Source organism: Citrobacter sp. Igbk 16, from assembly GCF_028069755.1.
Taxonomy (GTDB): domain Bacteria; phylum Pseudomonadota; class Gammaproteobacteria; order Enterobacterales; family Enterobacteriaceae; genus Citrobacter.
In genome coordinates this window covers 1-23,243 of record NZ_JANEWJ010000032.1, presented here as the reverse complement: position 1 = coordinate 23,243, position 23,243 = coordinate 1, and the positions used below count along the sequence as shown (strand labels likewise).

Here is a 23,243-nt window from a genome sequence, read left to right as displayed (position 1 = left end):
TCTGTTACCCCTCAGGCATTGCTGAAGAATGGTGGGTGGAAATTTTCCACGCCTTCCCATCCCACGCGTAAGTAAACGTATAACGGGCCGAAACGGTCGATTTATCTGCGAAGGTGAAGGTATAAGTACCAGCATCAATCGCCTTATTACAGCCAAGGCGAATAGTTCGACTGTCAATTTTCCCGGTCGGTTTCTTCGCCAGGAAATGTTCAAAATAATCCTCACGTTCAGCATCTGTTAACCGGGCTTTATTCGATACCGTGGGAAGTAATACGGCATCACTAAGATAATTTTCGGAGACCGTCTTCGCATTACCCGTTTTCAGTGATTCATTCCACTTGTCGAATAGCGCTTCGATTTGTGCTTTGTCCACCTTCACACACTCTGGAGCCGGAGTCGCAAAAACGGGGCCCGATAAAAGGATCAGTGAAACAGCAAAACCAAGTAATTTCTTCATAGTAATCATTCCATTAATGGTTAGATGGCCGCGAGAAGGTCATTGATAACCGGATAGTCAACTCACCTGTAATAACCAATAGAAACCATTAACATACGCCGGGTGTAGAAAATAAAGACGCCAGAAGAAAGATGGGTAAGTAATATGATGAAATAAATAGATATTTTTGCTTTATTGTTCTGTATTTAACATAAACCACTACCTGAATGATTATAGTTCAGCATTCATATGATTTCTGTACCTCTTCCAGGTTCCCTTTAACGCTATCCCTTCCTTAAGTTTCGGCTCTTGCGCCACCACAGCACATAAATTTGGCATAGCTATACTCTCACGAGGCTCGCGCTTCGTTTATTACGGGTCAGATGGGGCATGAAAATGCTAAGATAGTTTATGAGTTATATTCAAAGTGGATCGCTGGTATGAATATTGAGCAGACCACAACGTTGGATTTGCAACTAACGGTATGGTTGCGCCCAAACTCAAACGGTAATGGCGAATGTCATTAAATATTAGTAAGATAGCTTCTTTATTCATAGTCCCTTAAAATTATGCGCCTGGTTTTATCAACTCTGATCGTGATGGCTGGACTTCTGAGTGGTCAGGCTGTTGCCGCGCCTCTGCAGACCACGCACGCTGATATTCGTGACAGCGGCTTTGTCTATTGCGTCAGCGGGCAAGTCAATACATTCAACCCACAGAAAGCGAGCAGCGGCCTGATTGTCGACACCCTGGCCGCCCAACTCTATGACCGGCTGCTTGATGTGGACCCGTACACCTACCGACTGGTGCCAGAACTGGCTGAGAGCTGGGAAGTGCTGGACAACGGCGCAACCTACCGTTTCCACTTGCGCCGCGACGTCTCGTTTCAAAAGACGGCCTGGTTTACGCCTACCCGTAAGCTAAATGCAGATGATGTGGTGTTTACCTTCGAGCGCATCTTTGACCGCCACCATCCGTGGCACAACGTCAATGGCAGCAGCTTTCCCTACTTCGATAGCCTGCAATTCGCTGACAACGTGCAAAGCGTGCGCAAGCTGGATAACAACACGGTCGAATTTCGTCTGACTCAGCCAGATGCCTCCTTCCTGTGGCATCTGGCGACACACTATGCCTCCGTAATGTCGGCTGAATATGCCACACAACTGGCCAAACAGGATCGCCAGGAATTACTCGACAGGCAGCCCGTCGGCACCGGACCGTTCCTGCTTTCAGAAAACCGCGCGGGACAATATATTCGGCTACAACGCCACGAAAAATTCTGGCGCGGCACGCCTCTGATGCCACAGGTTGTTGTGGATCTCGGTTCAGGCGGAACCGGACGGTTATCAAAACTCCTGACCGGGGAGTGCGACGTTCTGGCCTGGCCCGCGGCCAGTCAGCTCACCATTTTACGTGATGACCCACGTCTGCGCCTGACGCTGCGCCCTGGAATGAACATTGCCTATCTGGCATTCAACACCAATAAGCCGCCGCTGGATAACCCTGCAGTACGACATGCTCTGGCGCTGGCCATTAACAACCAGCGTCTGATGCAGTCTATCTACTACGGTACGGCAGAAACTGCAGCATCTATTTTGCCCCGCGCCTCGTGGGCTTATGACAACGAAGCTAAGATTACTGAATACAACCCGGCTAAATCCCGTGAGCAGTTAAAAGCGCTGGGACTGGAGAACCTGACGTTGCAACTGTGGGTCCCGACCAGCTCTCAGGCCTGGAACCCGAGTCCGCTGAAAACAGCGGAACTGATCCAGGCTGATATGGCGCAGGTGGGTGTGAAAGTGAAGATCATCCCGGTTGAAGGTCGTTTTCAGGAGGCGCGATTAATGGATATGAACCATGATCTGACGTTGTCCGGTTGGGCGACAGACAGTAACGATCCTGACAGCTTTTTCCGACCGCTGCTCAGTTGTGCCGCCATCAACTCACAGACCAACTTCGCGCACTGGTGTAATCCGCAGTTCGACAGCATACTGCGCAAGGCATTGTCTTCGCAGCAGCTCTCCTCACGTATTGACGCCTATGACGAAGCACAAAATATCCTGGCGCAAGAGTTGCCGATCCTGCCGTTGGCCTCATCATTGCGCCTACAGGCTTACCGCTATGACATCAAAGGTCTGGTGCTAAGTCCGTTCGGGAATGCTTCCTTTGCCGGGGTTTCCAGGGAAAAGACTGATGAGGTGAAAAAACCATGATTATCTTCACCCTACGCCGCTTCTTATTGCTGCTGGTCACCCTGTTCTTCCTGACATTCATTGGGTTCAGTCTGAGCTACTTCACCCCCCATGCGCCGTTACAAGGTGCATCGCTATGGAACGCCTGGATATTCTGGTTCAACGGTCTGATTCACTGGGATTTTGGCGTTTCCAGTATTAACGGTCAGTTAATCTCAGAACAGCTGAAAGAGGTTTTCCCAGCCACGATGGAGCTGTGTATTCTTGCCTTTGGGTTTGCGCTGATGGTCGGGATCCCTATCGGCATGCTGGCCGGCATCACACGTAATAAATGGCAGGATCGCTGCATCAGCGCATTGGCTCTGATGGGGTTTTCCATTCCCGTTTTTTGGCTGGCGCTGCTGCTGACGCTCCTCTTCTCACTGACTCTCGGCTGGTTACCCGTTTCGGGACGTTTCGATTTGCTTTACGAAGTAAAACCGGTGACCGGTTTCGCCATTATTGATGCGTGGATCTCTGACTCCCCCTGGCGCGACGAAATGTTGGTCAGCGCAATCCGTCATATGGTGCTTCCGGTATTGACGCTTTCCGTCGCGCCCACGACGGAGGTCATCCGCCTGATGCGGATCAGCACCATTGAGGTCTTCGATCAGAACTATGTTAAAGCGGCAGCCACGCGCGGTTTGTCACGCTTCACCATTCTGCGTCGCCACGTATTGCACAACGCCCTTCCGCCGGTCATTCCTCGTCTTGGATTACAGTTTTCCACCATGCTGACGCTGGCGATGATCACCGAGATGGTCTTTAGCTGGCCAGGGCTGGGGCGTTGGTTGATTAACGCGATTCGCCAGCAAGACTACGCCGCTATTTCGGCGGGTGTGATGGTGATTGGCTCCCTGGTTATTATCGTTAACGTTATCTCTGATATTTTGGGTGCTATGGCTAACCCTCTGAAACATAAGGAATGGTATGCCCTACGATAGCGTATATAGCGAAAAGCGCCCGCCCGGTACGCTACGCACCGCATGGCGTAATTTTTATGGCGATGCTTCTGCGATGGTGGGTCTATACGGTTGTGCGGGACTGGTCATTCTGTGCGTGTTTGGTGGCTGGTTTGCCCCTTACGGCATCGATCAGCAATTTCTCGGCTACCAACTGTTGCCACCGTCCTGGTCACGCTATGGCGAAGTGTCATTCTTCCTCGGAACCGACGATCTGGGTCGCGACGTATTAAGCCGTCTGCTCAGTGGCGCGGCCCCTACTGTAGGTGGTGCGTTTGTCGTTACCCTCGCCGCCACACTCTGCGGTCTGTTGCTGGGCGTGGTTGCCGGGGCAACGCACGGACTACGCTCAGCGGTGCTGAACCATATTCTGGATACCCTGCTGTCAATCCCATCGCTACTGCTGGCCATTATTGTGGTGGCTTTTGCCGGGCCACATCTGACGCATGCGATGTTCGCCGTCTGGCTGGCTTTACTGCCGCGTATGGTGCGCTCCGTCTACAGCATGGTGCATGACGAGCTGGAAAAAGAGTATGTCATTGCCGCTCGTCTGGATGGCGCGAGCACGCTCAATATTCTGTGGTTTGCGATTCTGCCGAATATTACTGCCGGCCTTATCACTGAAATCACCCGAGCACTGTCAATGGCGATTCTGGATATCGCCGCCCTAGGCTTCCTAGATCTCGGCGCACAACTCCCATCCCCAGAATGGGGAGCCATGCTCGGCGATGCGCTGGAGTTGATCTATGTTGCACCATGGACAGTCATGCTGCCCGGAGCGGCAATTATGATAAGTGTGCTGCTGGTAAACCTGCTAGGTGACGGCGTGCGTCGCGCGATTATTGCGGGGGTGGAATAATGCCATTACTGGATATCCGCAACCTGACTATCGAGTTCAGGACCGGTGAAGACTGGGTGAAAGCGGTTGACCGCGTCAGCATGACGCTAAACGAAGGTGAGATCCGTGGACTGGTCGGTGAATCGGGTTCAGGTAAAAGCTTGATCGCTAAGGCCATCTGTGGTGTCGCCAAAGATAACTGGCGCGTGACCGCGGACCGCATGCGTTTTGATGATATCGACCTGCTGCGTCTTTCCGCCCGCGAGCGACGTAAGCTCGTCGGCCATAATGTGTCCATGATCTTTCAGGAGCCACAGTCTTGTCTGGATCCGTCCGAACGTATTGGACGCCAACTGATGCAAAACATTCCCGCCTGGACATACAAGGGGCGCTGGTGGCAACGTATTGGCTGGCGCAAACGTCGCGCGATTGAACTGCTGCACCGCGTCGGGATAAAAGACCATAAAGATGCAATGCGCAGTTTCCCTTATGAGCTGACCGACGGCGAGTGCCAGAAGGTAATGATCGCCATCGCACTGGCAAACCAACCTCGTCTGCTGATTGCAGATGAACCCACCAACGCGATGGAACCCACCACACAGGCGCAAATTTTTCGTCTGCTGACCCGACTGAATCAAAACAGCAATACCACCATTTTGTTGATCAGCCATGACCTGCAAATGCTCAGCCAATGGGCAGACAAAATCAACGTAATGTACTGCGGACAAACGGTGGAAACCGCACCCAGTAAAGATTTGGTGACGATACCCCATCACCCTTATACGCAAGCGTTGATTCGCGCTATTCCTGATTTTGGTAGCGCAATGCCGCATAAAAGCCGCCTGAATACCATGCCAGGAGCAATTCCGTTGTTAGAACAGTTGCCTATCGGCTGTCGTCTGGGGCCACGTTGCCCTTATGCGCAGCGCGAATGCATTGAAACCCCAAGACTGACCGGAGCAAAGAATCATCTCTACGCCTGTCATTTCCCCCTGAACATGGAGAGAGAGTGAGATGGTAGAAACCCTGCTCGAAGTTCGCAATCTGAGCAAAACCTTTCGCTACCGGACGGGATTATTTCGCCGCCAGACCGTCGAAGCTGTTAAACCGCTGAGCTTTACGCTGCGTGAACGTCAAACGCTCGCCATTATTGGCGAGAACGGCTCAGGCAAGTCCACGCTGGCAAAAATGCTGGCTGGGATGGTTGAACCGAGCAGCGGCGAGCTGCTGATTGACGATCATCCGCTAAAATATGGCGATTATTCATTTCGTAGTCAGCGTATTCGCATGATTTTCCAGGATCCGTCCACGTCGCTTAATCCGCGCCAACGTATTTCGCAGATCCTCGATTTTCCGTTACGCCTGAATACCGATCTGGAGCCTGAACAGCGCCGCAAACAGATTGTGGAAACCATGCGTATGGTGGGTCTGCTACCCGATCATGTTAGCTACTATCCGCATATGCTCGCGCCAGGGCAAAAACAACGCCTGGGCCTTGCCCGTGCGCTGATTTTGCGCCCAAAAGTGATTATCGCCGACGAAGCACTAGCCTCTCTGGATATGTCGATGCGATCGCAGCTCATCAACCTGATGCTCGAGTTACAGGAAAAACAGGGGATTTCCTATATCTATGTGACCCAACACATTGGGATGATGAAACACATCAGCGACCAGGTGTTAGTCATGCATCAGGGCGAAGTTGTCGAGCGCGGCAGTACGGCGGATGTGCTGGCCTCACCGCTACATGAACTGACTCGTCGTCTTATTGCAGGACATTTTGGCGAGGCGCTTACCGCTGATGCCTGGCGGAAAGACCGTTAATGAAATAATAGCCCACCAGGACGGGAGGGCTATCCGTTCAGTCATCAGTGACAAAACCGGGGCAAGAGTAGCGCGTCAACCTCAGAGAAGGTGACTGACGGGAAAATCTCTCCCTGCATAGCCCAAACGCCGGCGGTGCAGACCGCCTCGATAAGATGGGTCGTATCTACCCCCTCAACCACAACGCGGTCGCAATACCCCCTGATATTTTTAATCAACACCGGGAATATTGTTTTTTCTACCTGTGACAGGAAGAAGTCGCGATCCATTTTCACAACGTCAAAACGGCCGCACACCAGCGGACTCGCGCCGATACTGCCAGAGCCGAGATCGCCCAGCCACAAGGCGTTTGGGCCATCACTCAGCGAATTAATGAGCAGATTGTTCAGGCAAACTGTATTCGACAGAAAGCGTTCTGAGAGTTCCAGCGCAATAAAAGGCATGGAATGTAAGGCCGACTTAATGACAGGATCACCGATTGCTAATAGCGCCATTTCATCAACAAGGCTTAGCGTACAGAGCAGATTATTGTTCTCGAACCAATCACGCTTTTCTGCAATTAACCGAATTTGCTCAAGCATGAAATTACGTTTTTGTTCGCTACTCCATGCCGAAATAATGGAATCTGCATGCAACGGATGAACCGTCTCAGAAGCGAAGCGGGCGAGCATCTCAACACCCAGCAACTTATCTGTTGTGTCTCTCATCGGTTCCGCGATGAAATGATAGTGCATAAGACCACTCCAATTGATCATAACGTCCTGATAATGCACTTCTAATCAGAATCAATCAATAATATCGATCAATGAATCGATATTGATCGATAAAAACAATATATCATAACTAAATGAATATGGTCATATTTTTTGTTTTAAGAATCTTCTTACATTGATATACGTTAAAACATCGACTAGAGGCCAGATCATACCATTTTAACCCTCTGACGCCTTGTATTTTCACCTTATCCCCCTGCTCTTCTCTGGTTGGATGAGGCAGAACCAGGGGGGAGTGATATACTCCTCACGTGCAATGAATAGTGACAGGCCACCGGGTGCTGACAACAATTCCCTGCCCTTTGAAATGCCGTTTACTGCTGCTCCCCGACGGGTGAATAGCAGAGAAAGATCGTGACACAAGGGGCAAAGAGTGGGATATAATTTCACACCAATTTCGAGTGACCTTGAAATTGCAATCATAACTCATTGATTGCTAAAAAAATAAGTAATGACTATAAGGATTAAAGCTATGGGTTTTCTTTCCGGTAAGCGCATTCTGGTAACCGGTCTTGCCAGTAAATTGTCCATCGCCTATGGTATCGCTCAGGCGATGCACCGCGAAGGCGCTGAACTGGCGTTCACCTACCAGAACGACAAACTGAAAGGCCGCGTGGAAGAATTTGCCGCTCAGCTGGGTTCCAACATCGTACTGCAGTGTGATGTGGCTGAAGACGCCAGCATCGACACCATGTTCGCTGAACTGGGCAAAGTCTGGCCGAAATTCGACGGTTTCGTACACTCCATCGGTTTCGCACCTGCTGACCAGTTGGATGGCGACTACGTGAATGCGGTCACCCGCGAAGGCTTTAAAATTGCTCATGACATCAGCGCATACAGCTTTGTTGCAATGGCAAAAGCATGCCGTTCCATGCTGAACCCTGGTTCTGCACTGCTGACGCTGTCCTACCTGGGTGCAGAGCGCGCAATCCCGAACTACAACGTAATGGGTCTGGCAAAAGCCTCTCTGGAAGCTAACGTTCGTTATATGGCTAACGCGATGGGTCCTGAAGGCGTACGTGTGAACGCAATCTCAGCGGGTCCAATCCGTACTCTGGCTGCTTCCGGTATCAAAGATTTCCGTAAAATGCTGGCGCATTGCGAAGCGGTTACGCCGATTCGTCGTACCGTTACCATTGAAGATGTGGGCAACTCTGCGGCATTCCTGTGCTCAGACCTGTCCGCCGGTATCTCCGGTGAAGTCGTTCACGTTGACGGCGGCTTCAGCATCGCCGCAATGAACGAACTGGAACTGAAATAATCTTTCAGACTTCCTCTATGGGCGACGCTCCGTCGCCCATTATTTTCCTCTCCCTTCCCCCTCGCCCGTCGCTATATATGCTTTTCTGATATTTATTATCACTTAACAATCTTTCATCACCTCATTCGCTTACGTCAGGATATCGCAGCGCAAACGATCCGGCGTACAGCTATGACGACGTATCCGGGTCGCCACTTTTTAGACCAAGGAACGCCCATGGAACAACGCCGAATTGAAGGCAAAAGCCACTGGTATCATGAGACACAATCCAGTACATATCCGCAAGATGTTCTACCGTTGGTGCCAGAAGCCGCACACGTCGAGGACCGATTTTTGCTGGATCTGACGATACCTGCCGTTGCGCTTTTACCCTTTCAGTCCTGGTTAGAACCTGCCCGTAAACTTGCTCACCTTCTCTTCCCTGTACATGTTGCTCTGGACTCAATGCACACGTTCAGCGCCTATGAACGTATGAGTACCGCCTTAACCGTCGCTCAGGTTTGTGGCGTGCAGCGTTTATGTAATCATTATGCTGCACGTCTGACTCCCCTTCCTGGCCCTAATTCATCCAGGGAAAGCAACCATCGGCTGGCGCAAATCACCCAATATGCTCGCCAGCTCGCCAGCTCTCCGGCCGTCATCGGCTCACGGGATCGCCAGCATCTGGTGGCGGTTGGACTCACGACCAGCGACAGTGTTCTGATGAATCAAATCGTTGGCTTTGTCGGCTTTCAGGCCCGTGTCGTTGCGTTGTTTCAGGCCTGGTTTGGCCATCCTGTGCGCCGCATTCCTGGCCTCGATATTCAACAATTTGCCGAGGCATCCCCCTTTAGTGCAGAAGACGCCCAGTGGCACACCGCCGACCTGCCGATTGAAAAACATCTTCCCAGCGCAGAAACACATGTCAGCCATACTCCCACTGTATTGCAAACGCTGAGGCCATTACTGCAACACTCACCTGACGAACTGGCGTTATTTAAAGCGCTTTTTACCAGCACATTACACAGCGATGTGCAATCACGGACATTTTCTCTGGCAACGCTGCTCACATCGCGGATCAACGGTAGCGTATCCTGCTTCAATGAGTACGCCCTCTCAGCCACTGAGCTCACTGAGATTATCACCGTACTTCGCCAGGATGAGCGTCAAATACAGCGCTGGGAGCAACGACATCCGGTTGAGCGCGTCACCCTGCAGGCGGTACAATGGTTAACCCGGGCGCCCGATCGCTTTAGCGCCGCACTGCTTACCCCATTGCTCGATCAGGGTATATCCTCAGAACAGGCAATTAACGTGCTGGCCTGGAGCGGATTGTGCGGATGGCTAAATCGTTTGAAGATCGCGTTGGGCGAGACGTATTAACCGATCCACTTGCTGAAAGAGCGCTTGCTGCGACTGACAGATTCGCGTAAAACTGTCAGCCGCTCTTTCAGCCACGAAAATAGACAATTATGCTTCAGGACAACCCGCTGCTAGCGCAGCTTAAACAGCAACTACATTCCCAGACGCCACGTGCTGAAGGGGTGGTAAAAGCCACGGAAAAAGGCTTTGGCTTCCTGGAAGTCGATGCACAAAAAAGCTATTTCATTCCACCGCCGCAGATGAAAAAAGTGATGCATGGCGACCGCATTGTGGCGGTTATCCATACGGAAAAAGATCGCGAATCTGCCGAACCGGAAGAACTGATCGAGCCGTTCCTGACGCGCTTCGTGGGCAAAGTTCAGGGTAAGAATGACCGCCTGTCCATTGTGCCGGATCATCCGCTGCTGAAAGATGCGATTCCCTGCCGCGCCGCGCGTGGCGTTGAACATGAATTTAAAGAAGGTGACTGGGCTGTAGCAGAAATGCGCCGCCACCCGCTAAAAGGCGACCGCACCTTCTACGCCGAGTTAACCCAATTTATTACCTTCGCTGACGATCACTTCGTTCCGTGGTGGGTTACACTGGCTCGCCATAATCTGGAAAAAGAAGCACCCGATGGTGTCGCCACTGAGATGCTGGATGAGGGCCTGGTGCGTGAGGACTTAACCGCACTTAACTTCGTCACCATCGACAGCGCCAGTACGCAGGACATGGATGACGCGCTTTACGCCGAAGAACAAACGGATGGCAAATTACAGCTAACCGTCGCGATTGCCGATCCTACCACCTGGATTGCTGAAGGCAGTAAGCTGGATAACATTGCAAAAATTCGTGCATTTACCAACTACCTGCCGGGGTTCAACATCCCAATGTTGCCGCGCGAGCTTTCGGACGATCTGTGTTCTCTGCGCGCTAACGAAATTCGCCCGGTTCTGGCCTGCCGCATGAGCATCACTGCTGACGGCACGATCGAAGACAATATCACTTTCTTCGCAGCAACGATTGAATCGAAAGCGAAGCTGGCCTACGACAACGTCTCTGACTGGCTTGAAGGCACGGGTGACTGGCAACCAGAGAATGACGCAATTGCACAGCAGATCCGCCTGCTGCACCGCATTTGTCTGAGCCGTGGTGAGTGGCGCCATAATCATGCTCTGGTATTTAAAGATCGCCCGGATTACCGTTTCGTTCTCGGTGAAAAAGGTGAAGTACTGGACATCGTCGCTGAGCCGCGCCGCATCGCGAACCGCATTGTGGAAGAGTCCATGATTGCGGCGAACATTTGTGCAGCCCGCGTACTGCGCGACAAGCTGGGTTTCGGTATTTATAACGTGCATATGGGATTCGATCCGGCGAACGCAGAAGCACTGGCTGCCCTCCTGAAAACCCATGGTATGCACGTTGATGCTGAAGAGGTCCTGACGCTGGAAGGCTTCTGTAAACTGCGTCGTGAACTGGATGCGCAGCCTTCCGGTTTCCTCGACAGCCGCATCCGCCGATTCCAGTCTTACGCTGAGATCAGCACCGAGCCAGGTCCGCATTTTGGTCTGGGCCTGGAAGCTTATGCCACCTGGACCTCGCCTATCCGTAAGTATGGCGACATGATTAACCATCGCCTGCTGAAGGCCGTCATCAAAGGTGAGACCATTTCCCGCCCGCAGGATGATACGACTCTGCAGATGGCTGAACGTCGCCGCCTGAACCGCATGGCTGAACGTGATGTGGGTGACTGGCTGTATGCACGTTTTCTGAATGACAAAGCCGGTACCGACACCCGCTTTGCGGCCGAGATTATTGATATCAGTCGTGGTGGTATGCGTGTACGTTTAATTGATAACGGCGCGGTAGCCTTTATTCCGGCCCCCTTCCTGCACGCGGTTCGTGATGAACTGGTGTGTAGCCAGGAAAGTGGAACGGTCCAGATCAAAGGTGAAGTGGTTTACAAAGTTACCGATGTCATTGATGTCACCATCGCCGAAGTGCGGATGGAAACCCGCAGCGTCATCGCGCGCCCTGCCGTATAATACGCATTAACTCAACGACCTTTCTCTTTTGTGAAAGGTCGTTTTCTTTTTCCCCGCCCAATTGCCTGCCACGCACTACACTTCTTTCATCCGGTCATATTTATTTTTTACTATTTTCCGTTCGCCAGCTTTGCTTTTTCCTGAATCTGGATTACACATAAATATATAAATAAAACAATACGTTCAGCCATCATCACCCTTTGAATTATGGCTACCCTTACTTTTGAGGCTCTATGCGCTTTAAACGGGATAGTACACATCATGAAAGACGTTCGGGAGCTGGCTACGTTGTATAGCTATGTGGGCACCCATAACCCTTACTGGCGTTTGTCAGAGGATTGCAACATCCTGCATTTCTCTATTGATGAAGCGGCAGAAACGAACCAGAACATCGAATTATCACCTGAGCAAGCCGACCGCATTCGGGAGATGACGGTCATCACGTCAAGCCTGTTAATGACACTGTCGATTGAAGACGACGATATCCCTGTTCACCTGGTTGGGCGGAAAATCAATAAACGCGAATGGGCCGGAAGTGCATCCGCCTGGGATGATACCCCCTCGGTCGCCCGTGATTTGGCACAAGGCCTTTCTTTTGCCGAACAGGTGGTCTCTGAAGCCAACTCCGTTATTGTCATCCTTGACCGCATGGGCAACATTCAGCGTTTCAATCGCCTGTGTGAAGAATATACCGGACTCAAAGAACGCGAAGTGATTGGTCAAAGTGTCTTCACGCTGTTTATGAGTCGACGCGAAGCCGCGGCCTCCAGACGCAACATCGATGTTTTCTTTCGCGAAGGCAACTCATATGAAGTCGAACGTTGGGTGAAGACCTGTAAAGGTCAGCGACTGTTTCTGTTTCGCAATAAATTTGTGCACAACGGTAGCGGTAAAAACGAAATATTTCTGATCTGCTCAGGTACCGATATCACCGAAGAACGGCGTGCTCAGGAGCGCCTGAGAGTTCTGGCAAATACCGACTCCATTACCGGATTACCTAATCGGAATGCGATTCATGAGCTGATTACTGAAGCCATTGAGAATGCAGGAGATACTCAGGTTGGTATTGTGTACCTCGATCTGGATAATTTCAAAAAAGTAAACGATGCCTACGGACATATGTTCGGCGATCAACTGTTGCAAAGCGTATCACTGGCGATTCTCAGCTGTCTTGATGATAACCAGTTACTGGCCCGCTTTGGTGGCGATGAGTTTATTGTCCTCGCGACTGAAACATCTCAAGTGGCGCTGGAAGCCACGGCATCACGTATTTTGACCCGTTTGCGCCAGCCCTTCCGAATTGGCCTGATTGAGGTTTATACCGGTTGTTCGATTGGAATATCCCTTGCACCACAGCATGGACACGACTGCGAGAGCGTTATTCGCAATGCCGATACCGCCATGTATACCGCCAAGGAAGGCGGACGTGGACAATTCTGCGTTTTCTCTCCGGAAATGAACCAGCGAGTATTTGAGTATCTTTGGCTGGATACCAACTTACGTAAGGCGCTGGAAAACGATCAATTGTTGATTCATTACCAGCCGAAAATAACATGGCGTGGTGAAGTACGTAGTCTGGAGGCGCTGGTGCGCTGGCAGTCCCCTGAACGCGGCCTCATTCCTCCGCTGGAGTTTATCTCCTACGCTGAAGAATCAGGCTTGATTGTGCCGCTGGGGCGCTGGGTTATTCTCGACGTTGTTCGTCAGGTCGCAAAGTGGCGCGATAAAGGGATTAATCTGCGAGTGGCCGTGAACGTTTCTGCTCGCCAGCTTGCCGATCAGACGCTGTTTACCGACCTGAAACAGGTGCTTCACGACCTCAATTTTGAATATTGCCCTATCGATGTCGAATTGACCGAGAGCAGTTTAATTGAAAACGAGCAACTGGCACTGTCCGTTATTCAGCAATTTAGCCAGCTTGGGGCACAGATCCATTTAGATGATTTCGGGACGGGTTATTCATCGTTGTCTCAACTTGCCCGCTTCCCACTTGATGCCATTAAGCTGGACCAGGCGTTCGTCAGGGATATTCATAAGCAACCCATTTCACAGTCGCTGGTGCGCGCCATTGTCGCGGTGGCGCAAGCGCTTAACCTGCAGGTGATAGCTGAAGGCGTTGAAAGTACGAAAGAGGATGCCTTTTTAACCAAAAATGGCGTCAATGAACGTCAGGGTTTTTTGTTCGCCAAGCCAATGCCAGCCGCTGCGTTTGAGCGTTGGTATAAACGTCATCTGAATAAAAAAATGCGGTAACGCAACAAGAAAAGTGGAAGGGATAAACGTGAAAAATAGCCAAAAGTGGACACAGTGTGATGATCATATCTGTATGTAATCACAGAATATATAATATTCTCCAATCATTCATGTTAATACTATTTTTCCCTTCTCTTTTGGCATGAATTTCTGCATCATGAAATTCAAACCTTTTTGACATTAGGATGATGACCATGTCTGATATCGACGCACAACGTCTGGCCGAGCGCATTGATACCGTGCTGGATATTCTCGTTGCAGGCGATTACCACTCAGCTATCCATAACCTCGAAATTCTCAAGGCTGAACTGTTAGATACGGCCAAAGAAGATGCTGCGTCTGTGTCAAACAAACCGAAGGCCCCGTGGGAGATCTGATGACCTCACTCACGTTATGTCGCTGTAGCCATCAGATTTCAGATAACGCAGCTACCGTTTAATTTCCGATACGATATCGCTATAAAAATTAATACTATGAATTCCCGACAACAATCTATTTTGCAGATGGTGATTGATAAAGGTCAGATGAGCGTGGCCGACCTGGCTAAAATCACTGGTGTATCCGAAGTGACGATTCGACAGGATCTGAACACACTGGAAAAACAGAGTTACTTGCGCCGTGCGCACGGTTTTGCGGTGTCACTGAACAGTGATGATGTCGAAACGCGCATGATGACCAATTTCACCCTTAAACGTGAACTGGCTGAATTTGCGGCGTCGCTGGTCAATCCAGGTGAATCCGTCTTTATTGAAAATGGCAGCAGCAATGCGCTGCTGGCCAGAACGCTGGCGGAACAAAAAGATGTCACCATCATCACGGTCAGTAGCTACATCGCGCACCTGCTCAAAGAAACACCGTGTGAAGTCATTCTCCTCGGTGGGATCTATCAGAAAAAAAGCGAGAGCATGGTCGGACCGTTGACTCGCCAATTTATTCAGCAGGTACATTTCAGTAAAGCCTTTATCGGTATTGATGGCTGGCAGGCCGACACCGGCTTCACCGGGCGTGATATGATGCGCTCTGATGTGGTTAATGCGGTTCTGGAAAAAGGCGCAGAGGTGATTGTACTCACCGATAGCTCTAAATTTGAGGCCATTCATCCCTACACACTGGGTCCGTTGGACAGATTCAGTCGCGTAGTCACAGACTCCAGACTCAGCGCCAGTGTGCAAATGCAACTTGAACACTCGGGTTTAACCGTCAATATCATTGATGCCCACGCATAATACTTCAACAGATGATTTGTCTGCGGGCAGATCATCTTCTCTCTGAGACTTATCCGACGGTCCAATTAAGACTTTTTACCTGTCGTTAACAGGATAAAGTCGTAGAATTAATGTTAGCGATATAACAGGAGCGAACAATCACCTCAAGATTTGATTGTAATGCCCTGCGCTAAACGGTTTCGCGGAAATATCTTTAGTCGTCCTATTTTGGCGCTATCATTAAAGTGAACTGGATTCCGTGATTCAATAATTCAGGAGAAAGTATTATGTTAGTAACGAGCAAAAAAATGACCGCTGCCATTCTGGCGATTACACTAGCAATGTCTTTGAGTGCCTGCTCTAACTGGTCCAAACGTGACCGTAACACTGCAATCGGTGCAGGTGCAGGTGCGATAGGCGGTGCAGTCCTGACTGACGGCAGCACGCTGGGTACGCTGGGTGGTGCTGCAGTAGGTGGTATTATCGGCCACCAGGTGGGTAAATAATTTACGGTTGAACGGCTCGATATAATAATACGTTTACTTTTTCAGGTTTGTATTATTAGAAAAGCCACGGTGTGTATCCGTGGCTTTTTTTATTAGCCGCCTGCCAGTTTAACTTTCATTCCTTTGGCTTCCAGCAGCGATTTTATCAGGTCGCGTTTATCACCCTGAATTTCAATTACGCCGTCCTTCACTGCACCACCACAGCCACATTTTTTCTTCAGTTCTGCGGCTAATTTGACCAGTGCAGCGTCATCTTGATCAATACCGGTAATCAGGCAAACGCCCTTACCTTTACGACCGCTGGTCTGACGCTGAATGCGAACAATGCCATCGCCCTTCGGACGCTCTGCTACCACTCTGGGCTCATCAATTCGCCCGGACTCAGTTGAATAAACCAGTCGAGAGTTTGAGTCGCTCATTTATGCACCTCGATTCAGAGAGGCGTTGATCATCTTCAGCGTTTGCGCCGGATCTTCCGACTGCGTGACTGGACGACCAATCACCATGTAATCCACACCAGCGGCCAGCGCCTGCTGTGGCGTCATAATACGGCGCTGGTCACCCGCCTCACTGCCTTCCGGACGAATGCCAGGCGTCACCAGCTTAAATGCCTGACCAAACGCCTGCTTGAACCTCACCGCTTCATGCGCTGAGCATACTACCCCGTCCAACCCACAATTTTGCGTCAAACGCGCCAACTTTTCAGCATACTCCGCAGGTGACAACGTCACTCCAAGATCGACAAGGTCGCCGGCTTCCATACTGGTCAGGACCGTCACCGCAATTAACAGTGGCGCATCTTTACCAAAAGGCAGCAATGCTTCACGGGCAGCGGTCATCATTCGAGCCCCACCGGAAGCATGAACGTTTACCATCCAGACACCAAGGTCAGCTGCCGCCGCGACGGCATGCGCCGTGGTGTTGGGAATATCATGAAACTTCAAATCCAGAAAGACGTCGAAGCCGCGCTGTTGCAGATCCCGTACCAACTGAGGTCCAAAAAGTGTGAACATCTCTTTGCCCACTTTCAAACGGCAATCACGAGGATCAATTCTGTCGACAAAAGCTAATGCCTTATCACGATTTGAATAATCCAACGCGACAACGACGGGAGAATCAGTAGCAGTACGGGAAGAAGATGAAGCAGTAAACGTCATGACCAGACCTTCTTGATGATGGGCGCACGAACGGCGCAAAATGGGTAAACGGCGTGCATTCTACCTGTGGTAATAGGAAATTAACAGGCGCGTTTACATTTCTGCGAAGCGATGTGGCGCAGGAGCCTGAGTGTTGGATGAAGAAAAACAAAGTAGTATGTTGTAACTAAAATGAGTTTTTTTTAAAAATTAGAGCCCATCCAGACCACGAATTGGCTTGATGGTTGACCAGGAGCGGCACGATGGGCAATGCCAGTACAGCGAATAAGCAGTAAACCCGCACTTTTGGCAACGATAGCGTGGCTTGCTACGCACTTGCTCGCCAACCATATCGCGCAAAACCATCAGACTCTCTTTTGCGCGCCCTTCTTCCGCTTCATTAAGATGGTAATCCATCAGTTTATGGAACACGCGCATCGTCGGGTGGCGTTGCAACTGACGGGTGATATAAACCTGCGCAGTATCAGTCCCCTCACGCGCCTCAAGAATATCAGCCAGCATCAACTCCGCGGCAGCACCGGTGTTTTCTTCGACCGCACGGCGTAAAAACTCCGCCCACTCATCGTTTTTACCCAGTTGTTGATAGCAGCTCTGCAGCATTTCCAGCGTTTCACTGACCAACTCTTTATCCTGGGAGATCACGCGTTGCAGGCATTCAACGGCCTTCGCGTAATCTCCCTTCAGCATATAAACGCGCCCCATCATAATCGAGACACGAGCACTGTTTTTGTCTGCAGCGGCTCCCTTTTTCAGCAATGCCATGGCGCGATCCACATCGTCGCTGCCCATTTGCTGCAAGGCCAGTTCACAGTAAAAATGCGCAATTTCAATGCGCTGATTATCTTTGCCGAGTTTCACCAGACGTTCTGCAACATCAATAGCTTTTTGCCATTCACTGGTTGCCTGATAGATTTGCAACAGTTGTTGCAATGCCCCCACACGGAAATCCGTTTCATCAGTCAACTGATTGAACATGTCTTCCGCACGGTCATACAATCCGGCAGCCATGTAGTCACGTCCCAACTGCTGTACAGCCAACAAACGCTGCTCATATGTCAGCGAAGCACTTTCCATGAGGGTTTGGTGGATACGGATAGCACGGTCAACTTCACCGCGTGAGCGGAACAGGTTTCCGAGGGTGAGATGAGCCTCAACGGTGCCGGTATCCTCTTTCAACATATCGAGGAACAGATCCACCGCTTTATCTTGTTGGTTGCTCAAGAGGAAGTTAACCCCGGCGACATAGTCGCGCGAAAGACGGTTAGCTTCATCCTGCTTTGTTTGTTGCGCACTTCTGCGACCCATATACCACCCATAGGCAGCGGCTACAGGTAAAAGCAGAAACAACAACTCCAACATAAATAATTATTCCTTCACAACCGACGAGTCGGCAGTTACCGCAACGTCGGTCGCAGGCGCAAGCTGGTTTTCCAGGCGTTTAATTTTACGTTCGGCACGTGCGAGAGACACACGAACCTTCAGCCAGAAGAGGCCGCAAATTAACCAACCAATCGCAAAACCTGCAGCAAACAATACAGCAAGCAGCGTGGAGATACGATACTCACCCTGAGCTAGCAGGTAATTAAACGTAACCTGTTGATCGTTTTGCGCACCCAATGTCACCGAAATAACAAAAATCGCCAACACCAGTAAGAAAATGAGTAAATATTTCACATTACTTCCCGTTATGTGGTTTGAGCGAATAAATCGTGTACAACTTACCGCGTTAAGCCCTTTAAATTACCATTTTCACGACGAGTGCGAAACGGAAAAGCGCCTTACGCTGTATGATTTGAGGGCTAAATTTGAAAAATCAATCACGGTCTGCGTTATTGCTCACGCTGCGCTATTTCCTTCGTCTCCTGGACGGGAGGTGTTAGAGGTCCACATACTCGCTGTGCAAGCCATGTTGCCAGCGTAACCAGCAGCCACGAAATCAGCGTCGCAACAACCAGATCCCGCGGCCAGTGCATGCCAAGAAGCAAACGACTGCCCATTACACCGGTTGCCCAGACGAGTAAGAACACAATCGTCAGCGTGCGCCTGCGTGGCCATAACAACCCGACACCCAGTAACGCCCAACTGGCAGCAAACATCGTATGCCCTGAAGGAAAAGCAAAACCAGTCTCTTTTTGCCAGTGCTTACGTAAAAAAGGTGGAATATCCTGCTGCCCGGACAACTGATCTTTAACTAAGTACCCGCGGTCTTTACGTTTTAAAGTGTAGAACTCATCTACCGGAACATGGTGCGTTTTTTCCAGCCACAGAACAAATGGTCGGGGCTCCTGCACCCTCTCTTTAACCCAGGATTTCACACCCTGGCCAATTAAGATAGCCGCCGCCAGGATCGCAAATAGCATAACCGCTGCCTTCAGACGAAATCGCAGGCACCACAAAAACCACGCACAGAGAACAACATGGGTGATAATCCCCCAGGGCTGCGTCACCGTTTCAGTTACCCAGTATAAGGATTTTAACCACCAGACATTCTGCCCAGGCTGCCAGCTCCAGCCGGATATCCATACAGAAACCGGCATAATCAGTAACAACCCTGCGCCTACAGTGGTTCGCTTGGCAATAGACAGCATTGCGTCTCCTTTCGTCGATAAGTCCCACAATCATAACTGAAAAATCCACACACCGGGAAAATTGACAATTTTGTGCCATTCGAAAATGAATGCGTTGCTGCAATTAGGTGAACACCCTTGCCTTATGGCAAAATAGTGCAATACAGAAGCCAACAGGCGACGGCACGCACAGTGCCAGCATAATCTGGAGAATTACATGCAGCTTAAACGTGTGGCAGAAGCCAAACTGCCAACCCCCTGGGGTGATTTCCTGATGGTGGGATTTGAAGAACTGGCAACCGGACACGATCATGTCGCACTGGTTTTTGGCGATATTTCAGGCCAGACGCCTGTCCTGGCACGTGTTCATTCCGAATGTCTGACCGGCGATGCGCTGTTCAGTCTGCGTTGTGATTGTGGCTTCCAGCTGGAAGCGGCACTTACGCATATCGCTGAAGAAGGACGCGGTATTCTGCTCTACCATCGTCAGGAAGGACGTAACATCGGCCTGCTGAATAAGATCCGTGCCTATGCGTTGCAGGATCAGGGCTATGACACCGTCGAAGCCAACCATCAGTTAGGCTTTGCGGCGGACGAGCGAGACTTCACCTTGTGTGCCGATATGTTCAAATTATTGGGTGTGGATGAAGTCCGTCTGCTAACCAATAACCCGAAGAAAGTGGAAATTCTGACAGAAGCTGGGATCAATATTGTGGAGCGTGTGCCACTAATTGTTGGCCGTAACCCGAAGAATGAACACTATCTGGATACCAAAGCCGCTAAAATGGGACATCTGCTAAGCGAGTGACATTCTCGCTTGCTGACGATACAAAAAGCCTGCTTTCGCAGGCTTTTTTATAATTTAATTCAACATATTACGAATAACATAGTGCAAAATGCCATCGTTTTGGTAATAGGTCAGCTCTGTCGCGGTATCAATACGGCAGCGACATGAAATCACCTCTTTGCTACCATCCGCACGAACCATATTCACCGGAATGATCGCTCCAGGTTTAATATTTTGTAAGTCCGTAATATCAATGACCTCCTCCCCGGTTAACCCCAGGGTTTTACGTGTAACTCCCTGTGGAAATTCCAGAGGCAGAATCCCCATACCAATGAGATTTGAACGGTGAATACGCTCAAAGGACTCGGCGATCACGACGCGAATACCCAACAAACGCGGGCCTTTCGCAGCCCAGTCCCGACTGGAACCCGACCCATACTCCTTACCGGCAACAATGGCCAGCGGGGTCTTCTCTTGCTGGTATTGCATGGCGGCGTCATAGATAGCCATCACTTCTGCACCTGGCAAATGACGCGTCATTCCCCCTTCTACACCCGGTACCATTTCGTTACGGATACGGATATTGGCAAACGTACCACGCATCATTACTTCGTGGTTTCCGCGGCGAGAACCGTAGGAGTTAAAATCTTTACGCTCAACACCGTGGTTTTGCAGATAACGCCCGGCTGGGCTGTCTGGCTTGATGCTCCCCGCAGGAGAAATATGATCGGTGGTGACGGAGTCGCCCAGCATCGCCAGGATACGTGCACCATGGATATCCTGCACAGGGTCCGGCTTCGCCTGCATACCATCAAAAAACGGTGATAACCGGATATAGGTTGAATCCGACTGCCAGCCATAGGTATCTGCACGATCAACATTAATCGACTTCCATTCCGGCGTGCCTTCGAACACCTCGGCATACTCTTTATGGAACATCTCAGTAGAAACCTGTTCCACAGCACGGGCGATTTCCTGCGCACCCGGCCAGATATCTTTCAGATAGACAGGATCGCCTTTTCTGTCATGGCCAAGCGGATCTTTCGTCAGATCAATATTCATATTCCCGGCCAGCGCATAAGCCACCACCAGCGGTGGAGAAGCCAGCCAGTTTGTCTTCACCAGCGGATGGATACGCCCTTCAAAGTTACGGTTGCCGGAAAGCACCGCCCCTACCGTCAGATCACCTTTTTTAATCGCCGTTTCAATCGGGTCAGGTAACGGGCCAGAGTTGCCTATACAGGTAGTACAGCCATAACCAACAAGGTTAAAACCCAACTCATCAAGGTACGGGGTCAGTTTTGCCTGCGCCAGGTAATCAGAAACGACTTTTGACCCAGGTGCCAGCGACGCTTTCACCCACGGCTGGCGCTTCAGACCAAGCGTGACCGCTTTTTTCGCCAGCAATCCAGCCGCCATCAGAACGCTGGGATTGGACGTGTTGGTACATGACGTGATCGCTGCAATCACTACAGCACCATCCGGTAGCTGATATTGATGACCGCTCATTGCATAGTCGACCGGCTGGCGATCTTTTTGCGAGCTATTCACTTCCAGTTCATTACTCGCGGCGAATGCTTTCGGTACATCACCCAATGCAACACGATCCTGCGGACGCTTCGGTCCGGCCAGGCTGGCTTCCACAGTGCCCATGTCCAGCTCCAGTGAACTGGTAAACACAGGCTCATCACCTGGGTTACGCCACATCCCCTGTGCTTTAGCATAAGCGCCGACTAATTCAACCTGCTCTTCACTGCGCCCGCTCAGACGCATGTACTCAAGAGTTACCCCGTCAATTGGGAAAAAGCCACAGGTTGCGCCGTATTCCGGCGACATGTTTGCAATGGTCGCCCGGTCAGCGAGCGGCAGGCTGTCCAGCCCATCGCCATAGAACTCAACAAACTTACCAACCACACCGTGTTTACGCAGCATCTGAGTGACGGTCAGTACCAGATCGGTCGCGGTGATCCCTTCACGAAGTTTACCAACGAGTTTGAAGCCCACGACATCCGGAATCAGCATTGAAACCGGTTGCCCCAGCATGGCGGCCTCAGCTTCAATCCCTCCTACACCCCAGCCCAGCACGCCGAGACCATTAATCATTGTGGTATGGGAATCGGTGCCGACCAGCGTGTCGGGGTATGCTACCCACTCGCCGTTTTGCAACTCACTCCATACCGCTTTGCCCAGGTATTCGAGGTTTACCTGGTGGCAAATTCCTGTTCCCGGTGGAACAACACTGAATCGGCTAAACGCCTGCTGCCCCCATTTCAGAAATACATAGCGCTCATGGTTGCGCTCCATTTCCAGGCGAACGTTTTCTTCAAAAGCATCATCGTCACCAAAACGATCGACCGTAACGGAGTGATCAATAACCAGATCAACAGGTGACAGCGGGTTCACTTTTGCGGTATCCCCGCCAAGACGTTTAACCGCTTCGCGCATGGCAGCCAGGTCAACCACCGCCGGAACGCCGGTGAAGTCCTGCATGAGAACGCGAGCGGGTCGGTAGGCAATTTCGCGATCGGCATGAGCCGTTTTCAGCCATTGCGCCAGAGCATGAATATCTTCTTCGGTAACAGAGTCACCGTCCTGCCAACGCAGCAGGTTTTCCAGCAATACTTTTAGTGATTTAGGTAAACGGGTGATATCACCCAGTGATTTGGCAGCCAGGGGCAAACTGTAGTAGCGGTAGGTTTTATCTTTAACCTGCAATGTGTCCTTACTGGCTTCTCGTAGGGTAGACGACATAGCTCCTCCTTAAATGACAGGGTTGGATCCCCTGACTCTCCTCAGGGTTAGTATTAAAGATAACACAAACAAAATGTAACGCTTTGATAACAACTCAAATTGATAAAATAGGTGAACGACAAAAGGTGACGAACTATGCAAGTGGCGGGGAATAAGATTGAAGTACGGTAAATGAACAGACCCGATACATCGATGCAACCGACAATACGCTGTTTAGATGGCGTACCAAGATTGAGATGTGATTATTCATACTGAATTAAATAAGCACGCTAATACTTATTATTATAAAAAACGTATTGCTTATTGTTC

At 50.6% G+C, this 23,243-nt stretch carries 21 protein-coding genes; 13 read left to right on the top strand and 8 right to left on the bottom strand.

Features of this window, described 5'->3' with window-relative positions:
* Positions 1–4: 4 nt before the first annotated feature.
* Complete coding sequence (locus tag NNO03_RS18335; protein WP_202038531.1) at positions 5–457, bottom strand: SgcJ/EcaC family oxidoreductase; 453 nt, start codon at positions 455–457, stop codon at positions 5–7.
* A gap of 548 nt (positions 458–1,005) precedes the next feature.
* Here NNO03_RS18335 and sapA point away from each other — a divergent pair.
* From sapA to sapF, 5 genes are read left to right on the top strand one after another with little or no spacing between them, the layout of a single operon-like run.
* Positions 1,006–2,649 carry an ABC transporter substrate-binding protein SapA gene (gene sapA / locus NNO03_RS18330; protein WP_202038530.1) on the top strand — a complete coding sequence of 548 codons (1,644 nt, stop codon included), beginning with the start codon at positions 1,006–1,008 and terminating at the stop codon, positions 2,647–2,649.
* Positions 2,646–3,611, top strand: a complete 966-nt coding sequence (gene sapB, locus NNO03_RS18325) for a peptide ABC transporter permease SapB (protein ID WP_005126482.1) — start codon at positions 2,646–2,648, stop codon at positions 3,609–3,611. The genes sapA and sapB overlap by 4 nt, the downstream gene beginning before the upstream one ends.
* A complete protein-coding gene (gene sapC, locus NNO03_RS18320; protein WP_005126480.1) occupies positions 3,598–4,488 on the top strand; it encodes a peptide ABC transporter permease SapC in 891 nt (296 codons plus the stop codon). Before sapB ends, sapC begins: the two co-directional genes overlap by 14 nt.
* Positions 4,488–5,480: a peptide ABC transporter ATP-binding protein SapD gene (sapD, locus tag NNO03_RS18315; protein WP_103770737.1), complete on the top strand. Its 993-nt coding sequence runs from the start codon at positions 4,488–4,490 to the stop codon at positions 5,478–5,480. Before sapC ends, sapD begins: the two co-directional genes overlap by 1 nt.
* Position 5,481: 1 nt before the next feature.
* Positions 5,482–6,288 (top strand): peptide ABC transporter ATP-binding protein SapF, encoded by an 807-nt coding sequence (gene sapF / locus NNO03_RS18310; RefSeq protein ID WP_005126478.1) that lies wholly within the window; start codon positions 5,482–5,484, stop codon positions 6,286–6,288.
* A 44-nt stretch (positions 6,289–6,332) separates the two neighbouring features.
* On the opposite strand, the gene NNO03_RS18305 is transcribed toward sapF, so the two are convergent.
* Positions 6,333–7,022, bottom strand: coding sequence for an EAL domain-containing protein (locus NNO03_RS18305; protein ID WP_271450195.1), 690 nt, complete (start codon positions 7,020–7,022; stop codon positions 6,333–6,335).
* A 511-nt stretch (positions 7,023–7,533) separates the two neighbouring features.
* On the opposite strand from NNO03_RS18305, the gene fabI reads away from it, so the two are divergent.
* From fabI to osmB, 7 genes are all read left to right on the top strand, one after another.
* Entirely contained in the window at positions 7,534–8,322 is a 789-nt protein-coding gene (fabI, locus tag NNO03_RS18300) for an enoyl-ACP reductase FabI (RefSeq protein ID WP_005126472.1), read from the top strand.
* Between the two features lie 216 nt (positions 8,323–8,538).
* The gene (locus NNO03_RS18295) at positions 8,539–9,684 is read left to right on the top strand and encodes a carboxymuconolactone decarboxylase family protein (protein WP_271450180.1); all 1,146 of its coding nucleotides are present in this window, start codon (positions 8,539–8,541) and stop codon (positions 9,682–9,684) included.
* Between the two features lie 89 nt (positions 9,685–9,773).
* Complete coding sequence (locus NNO03_RS18290; protein WP_271450179.1) at positions 9,774–11,708, top strand: exoribonuclease II; 1,935 nt, start codon at positions 9,774–9,776, stop codon at positions 11,706–11,708.
* Between the two features lie 261 nt (positions 11,709–11,969).
* Positions 11,970–13,961: a cyclic di-GMP phosphodiesterase gene (gene pdeR, locus NNO03_RS18285; protein ID WP_271450178.1), complete on the top strand. Its 1,992-nt coding sequence runs from the start codon at positions 11,970–11,972 to the stop codon at positions 13,959–13,961.
* Between the two features lie 194 nt (positions 13,962–14,155).
* Positions 14,156–14,338, top strand: coding sequence for a hypothetical protein (locus NNO03_RS18280; protein WP_271450177.1), 183 nt, complete (start codon positions 14,156–14,158; stop codon positions 14,336–14,338).
* Between the two features lie 96 nt (positions 14,339–14,434).
* Positions 14,435–15,187 (top strand): DNA-binding transcriptional regulator YciT, encoded by a 753-nt coding sequence (locus NNO03_RS18275; RefSeq protein WP_048211504.1) that lies wholly within the window; start codon positions 14,435–14,437, stop codon positions 15,185–15,187.
* Between the two features lie 266 nt (positions 15,188–15,453).
* Positions 15,454–15,672, top strand: coding sequence for an osmotically-inducible lipoprotein OsmB (osmB, locus tag NNO03_RS18270; protein ID WP_003020583.1), 219 nt, complete (start codon positions 15,454–15,456; stop codon positions 15,670–15,672).
* Between the two features lie 92 nt (positions 15,673–15,764).
* On the opposite strand, the gene yciH is transcribed toward osmB, so the two are convergent.
* The 5 genes from yciH to pgpB form a co-directional block, all read right to left on the bottom strand.
* Positions 15,765–16,091: a stress response translation initiation inhibitor YciH gene (gene yciH, locus NNO03_RS18265; protein WP_048211503.1), complete on the bottom strand. Its 327-nt coding sequence runs from the start codon at positions 16,089–16,091 to the stop codon at positions 15,765–15,767.
* Positions 16,092–16,829 carry an orotidine-5'-phosphate decarboxylase gene (gene pyrF, locus NNO03_RS18260; protein WP_271450176.1) on the bottom strand — a complete coding sequence of 246 codons (738 nt, stop codon included), beginning with the start codon at positions 16,827–16,829 and terminating at the stop codon, positions 16,092–16,094.
* Positions 16,830–17,018: 189 nt separating this feature from the next.
* Complete coding sequence (gene lapB / locus NNO03_RS18255) at positions 17,019–18,188, bottom strand: lipopolysaccharide assembly protein LapB (RefSeq protein WP_271442725.1); 1,170 nt, start codon at positions 18,186–18,188, stop codon at positions 17,019–17,021.
* A gap of 6 nt (positions 18,189–18,194) precedes the next feature.
* Entirely contained in the window at positions 18,195–18,503 is a 309-nt protein-coding gene (locus tag NNO03_RS18250) for a LapA family protein (RefSeq protein WP_005126452.1), read from the bottom strand.
* A gap of 155 nt (positions 18,504–18,658) precedes the next feature.
* Positions 18,659–19,417: a phosphatidylglycerophosphatase B gene (gene pgpB, locus NNO03_RS18245; protein WP_271450175.1), complete on the bottom strand. Its 759-nt coding sequence runs from the start codon at positions 19,415–19,417 to the stop codon at positions 18,659–18,661.
* A gap of 196 nt (positions 19,418–19,613) precedes the next feature.
* Between pgpB and ribA the strand changes: the two genes are divergently transcribed.
* Positions 19,614–20,204 (top strand): GTP cyclohydrolase II, encoded by a 591-nt coding sequence (gene ribA, locus NNO03_RS18240; RefSeq protein ID WP_005126450.1) that lies wholly within the window; start codon positions 19,614–19,616, stop codon positions 20,202–20,204.
* Positions 20,205–20,258: 54 nt separating this feature from the next.
* Here the strand turns inward: ribA and acnA are convergent, their stop codons facing one another.
* Positions 20,259–22,934 (bottom strand): aconitate hydratase AcnA, encoded by a 2,676-nt coding sequence (acnA, locus tag NNO03_RS18235; RefSeq protein ID WP_271450174.1) that lies wholly within the window; start codon positions 22,932–22,934, stop codon positions 20,259–20,261.
* Positions 22,935–23,243: the final 309 nt, after the last annotated feature.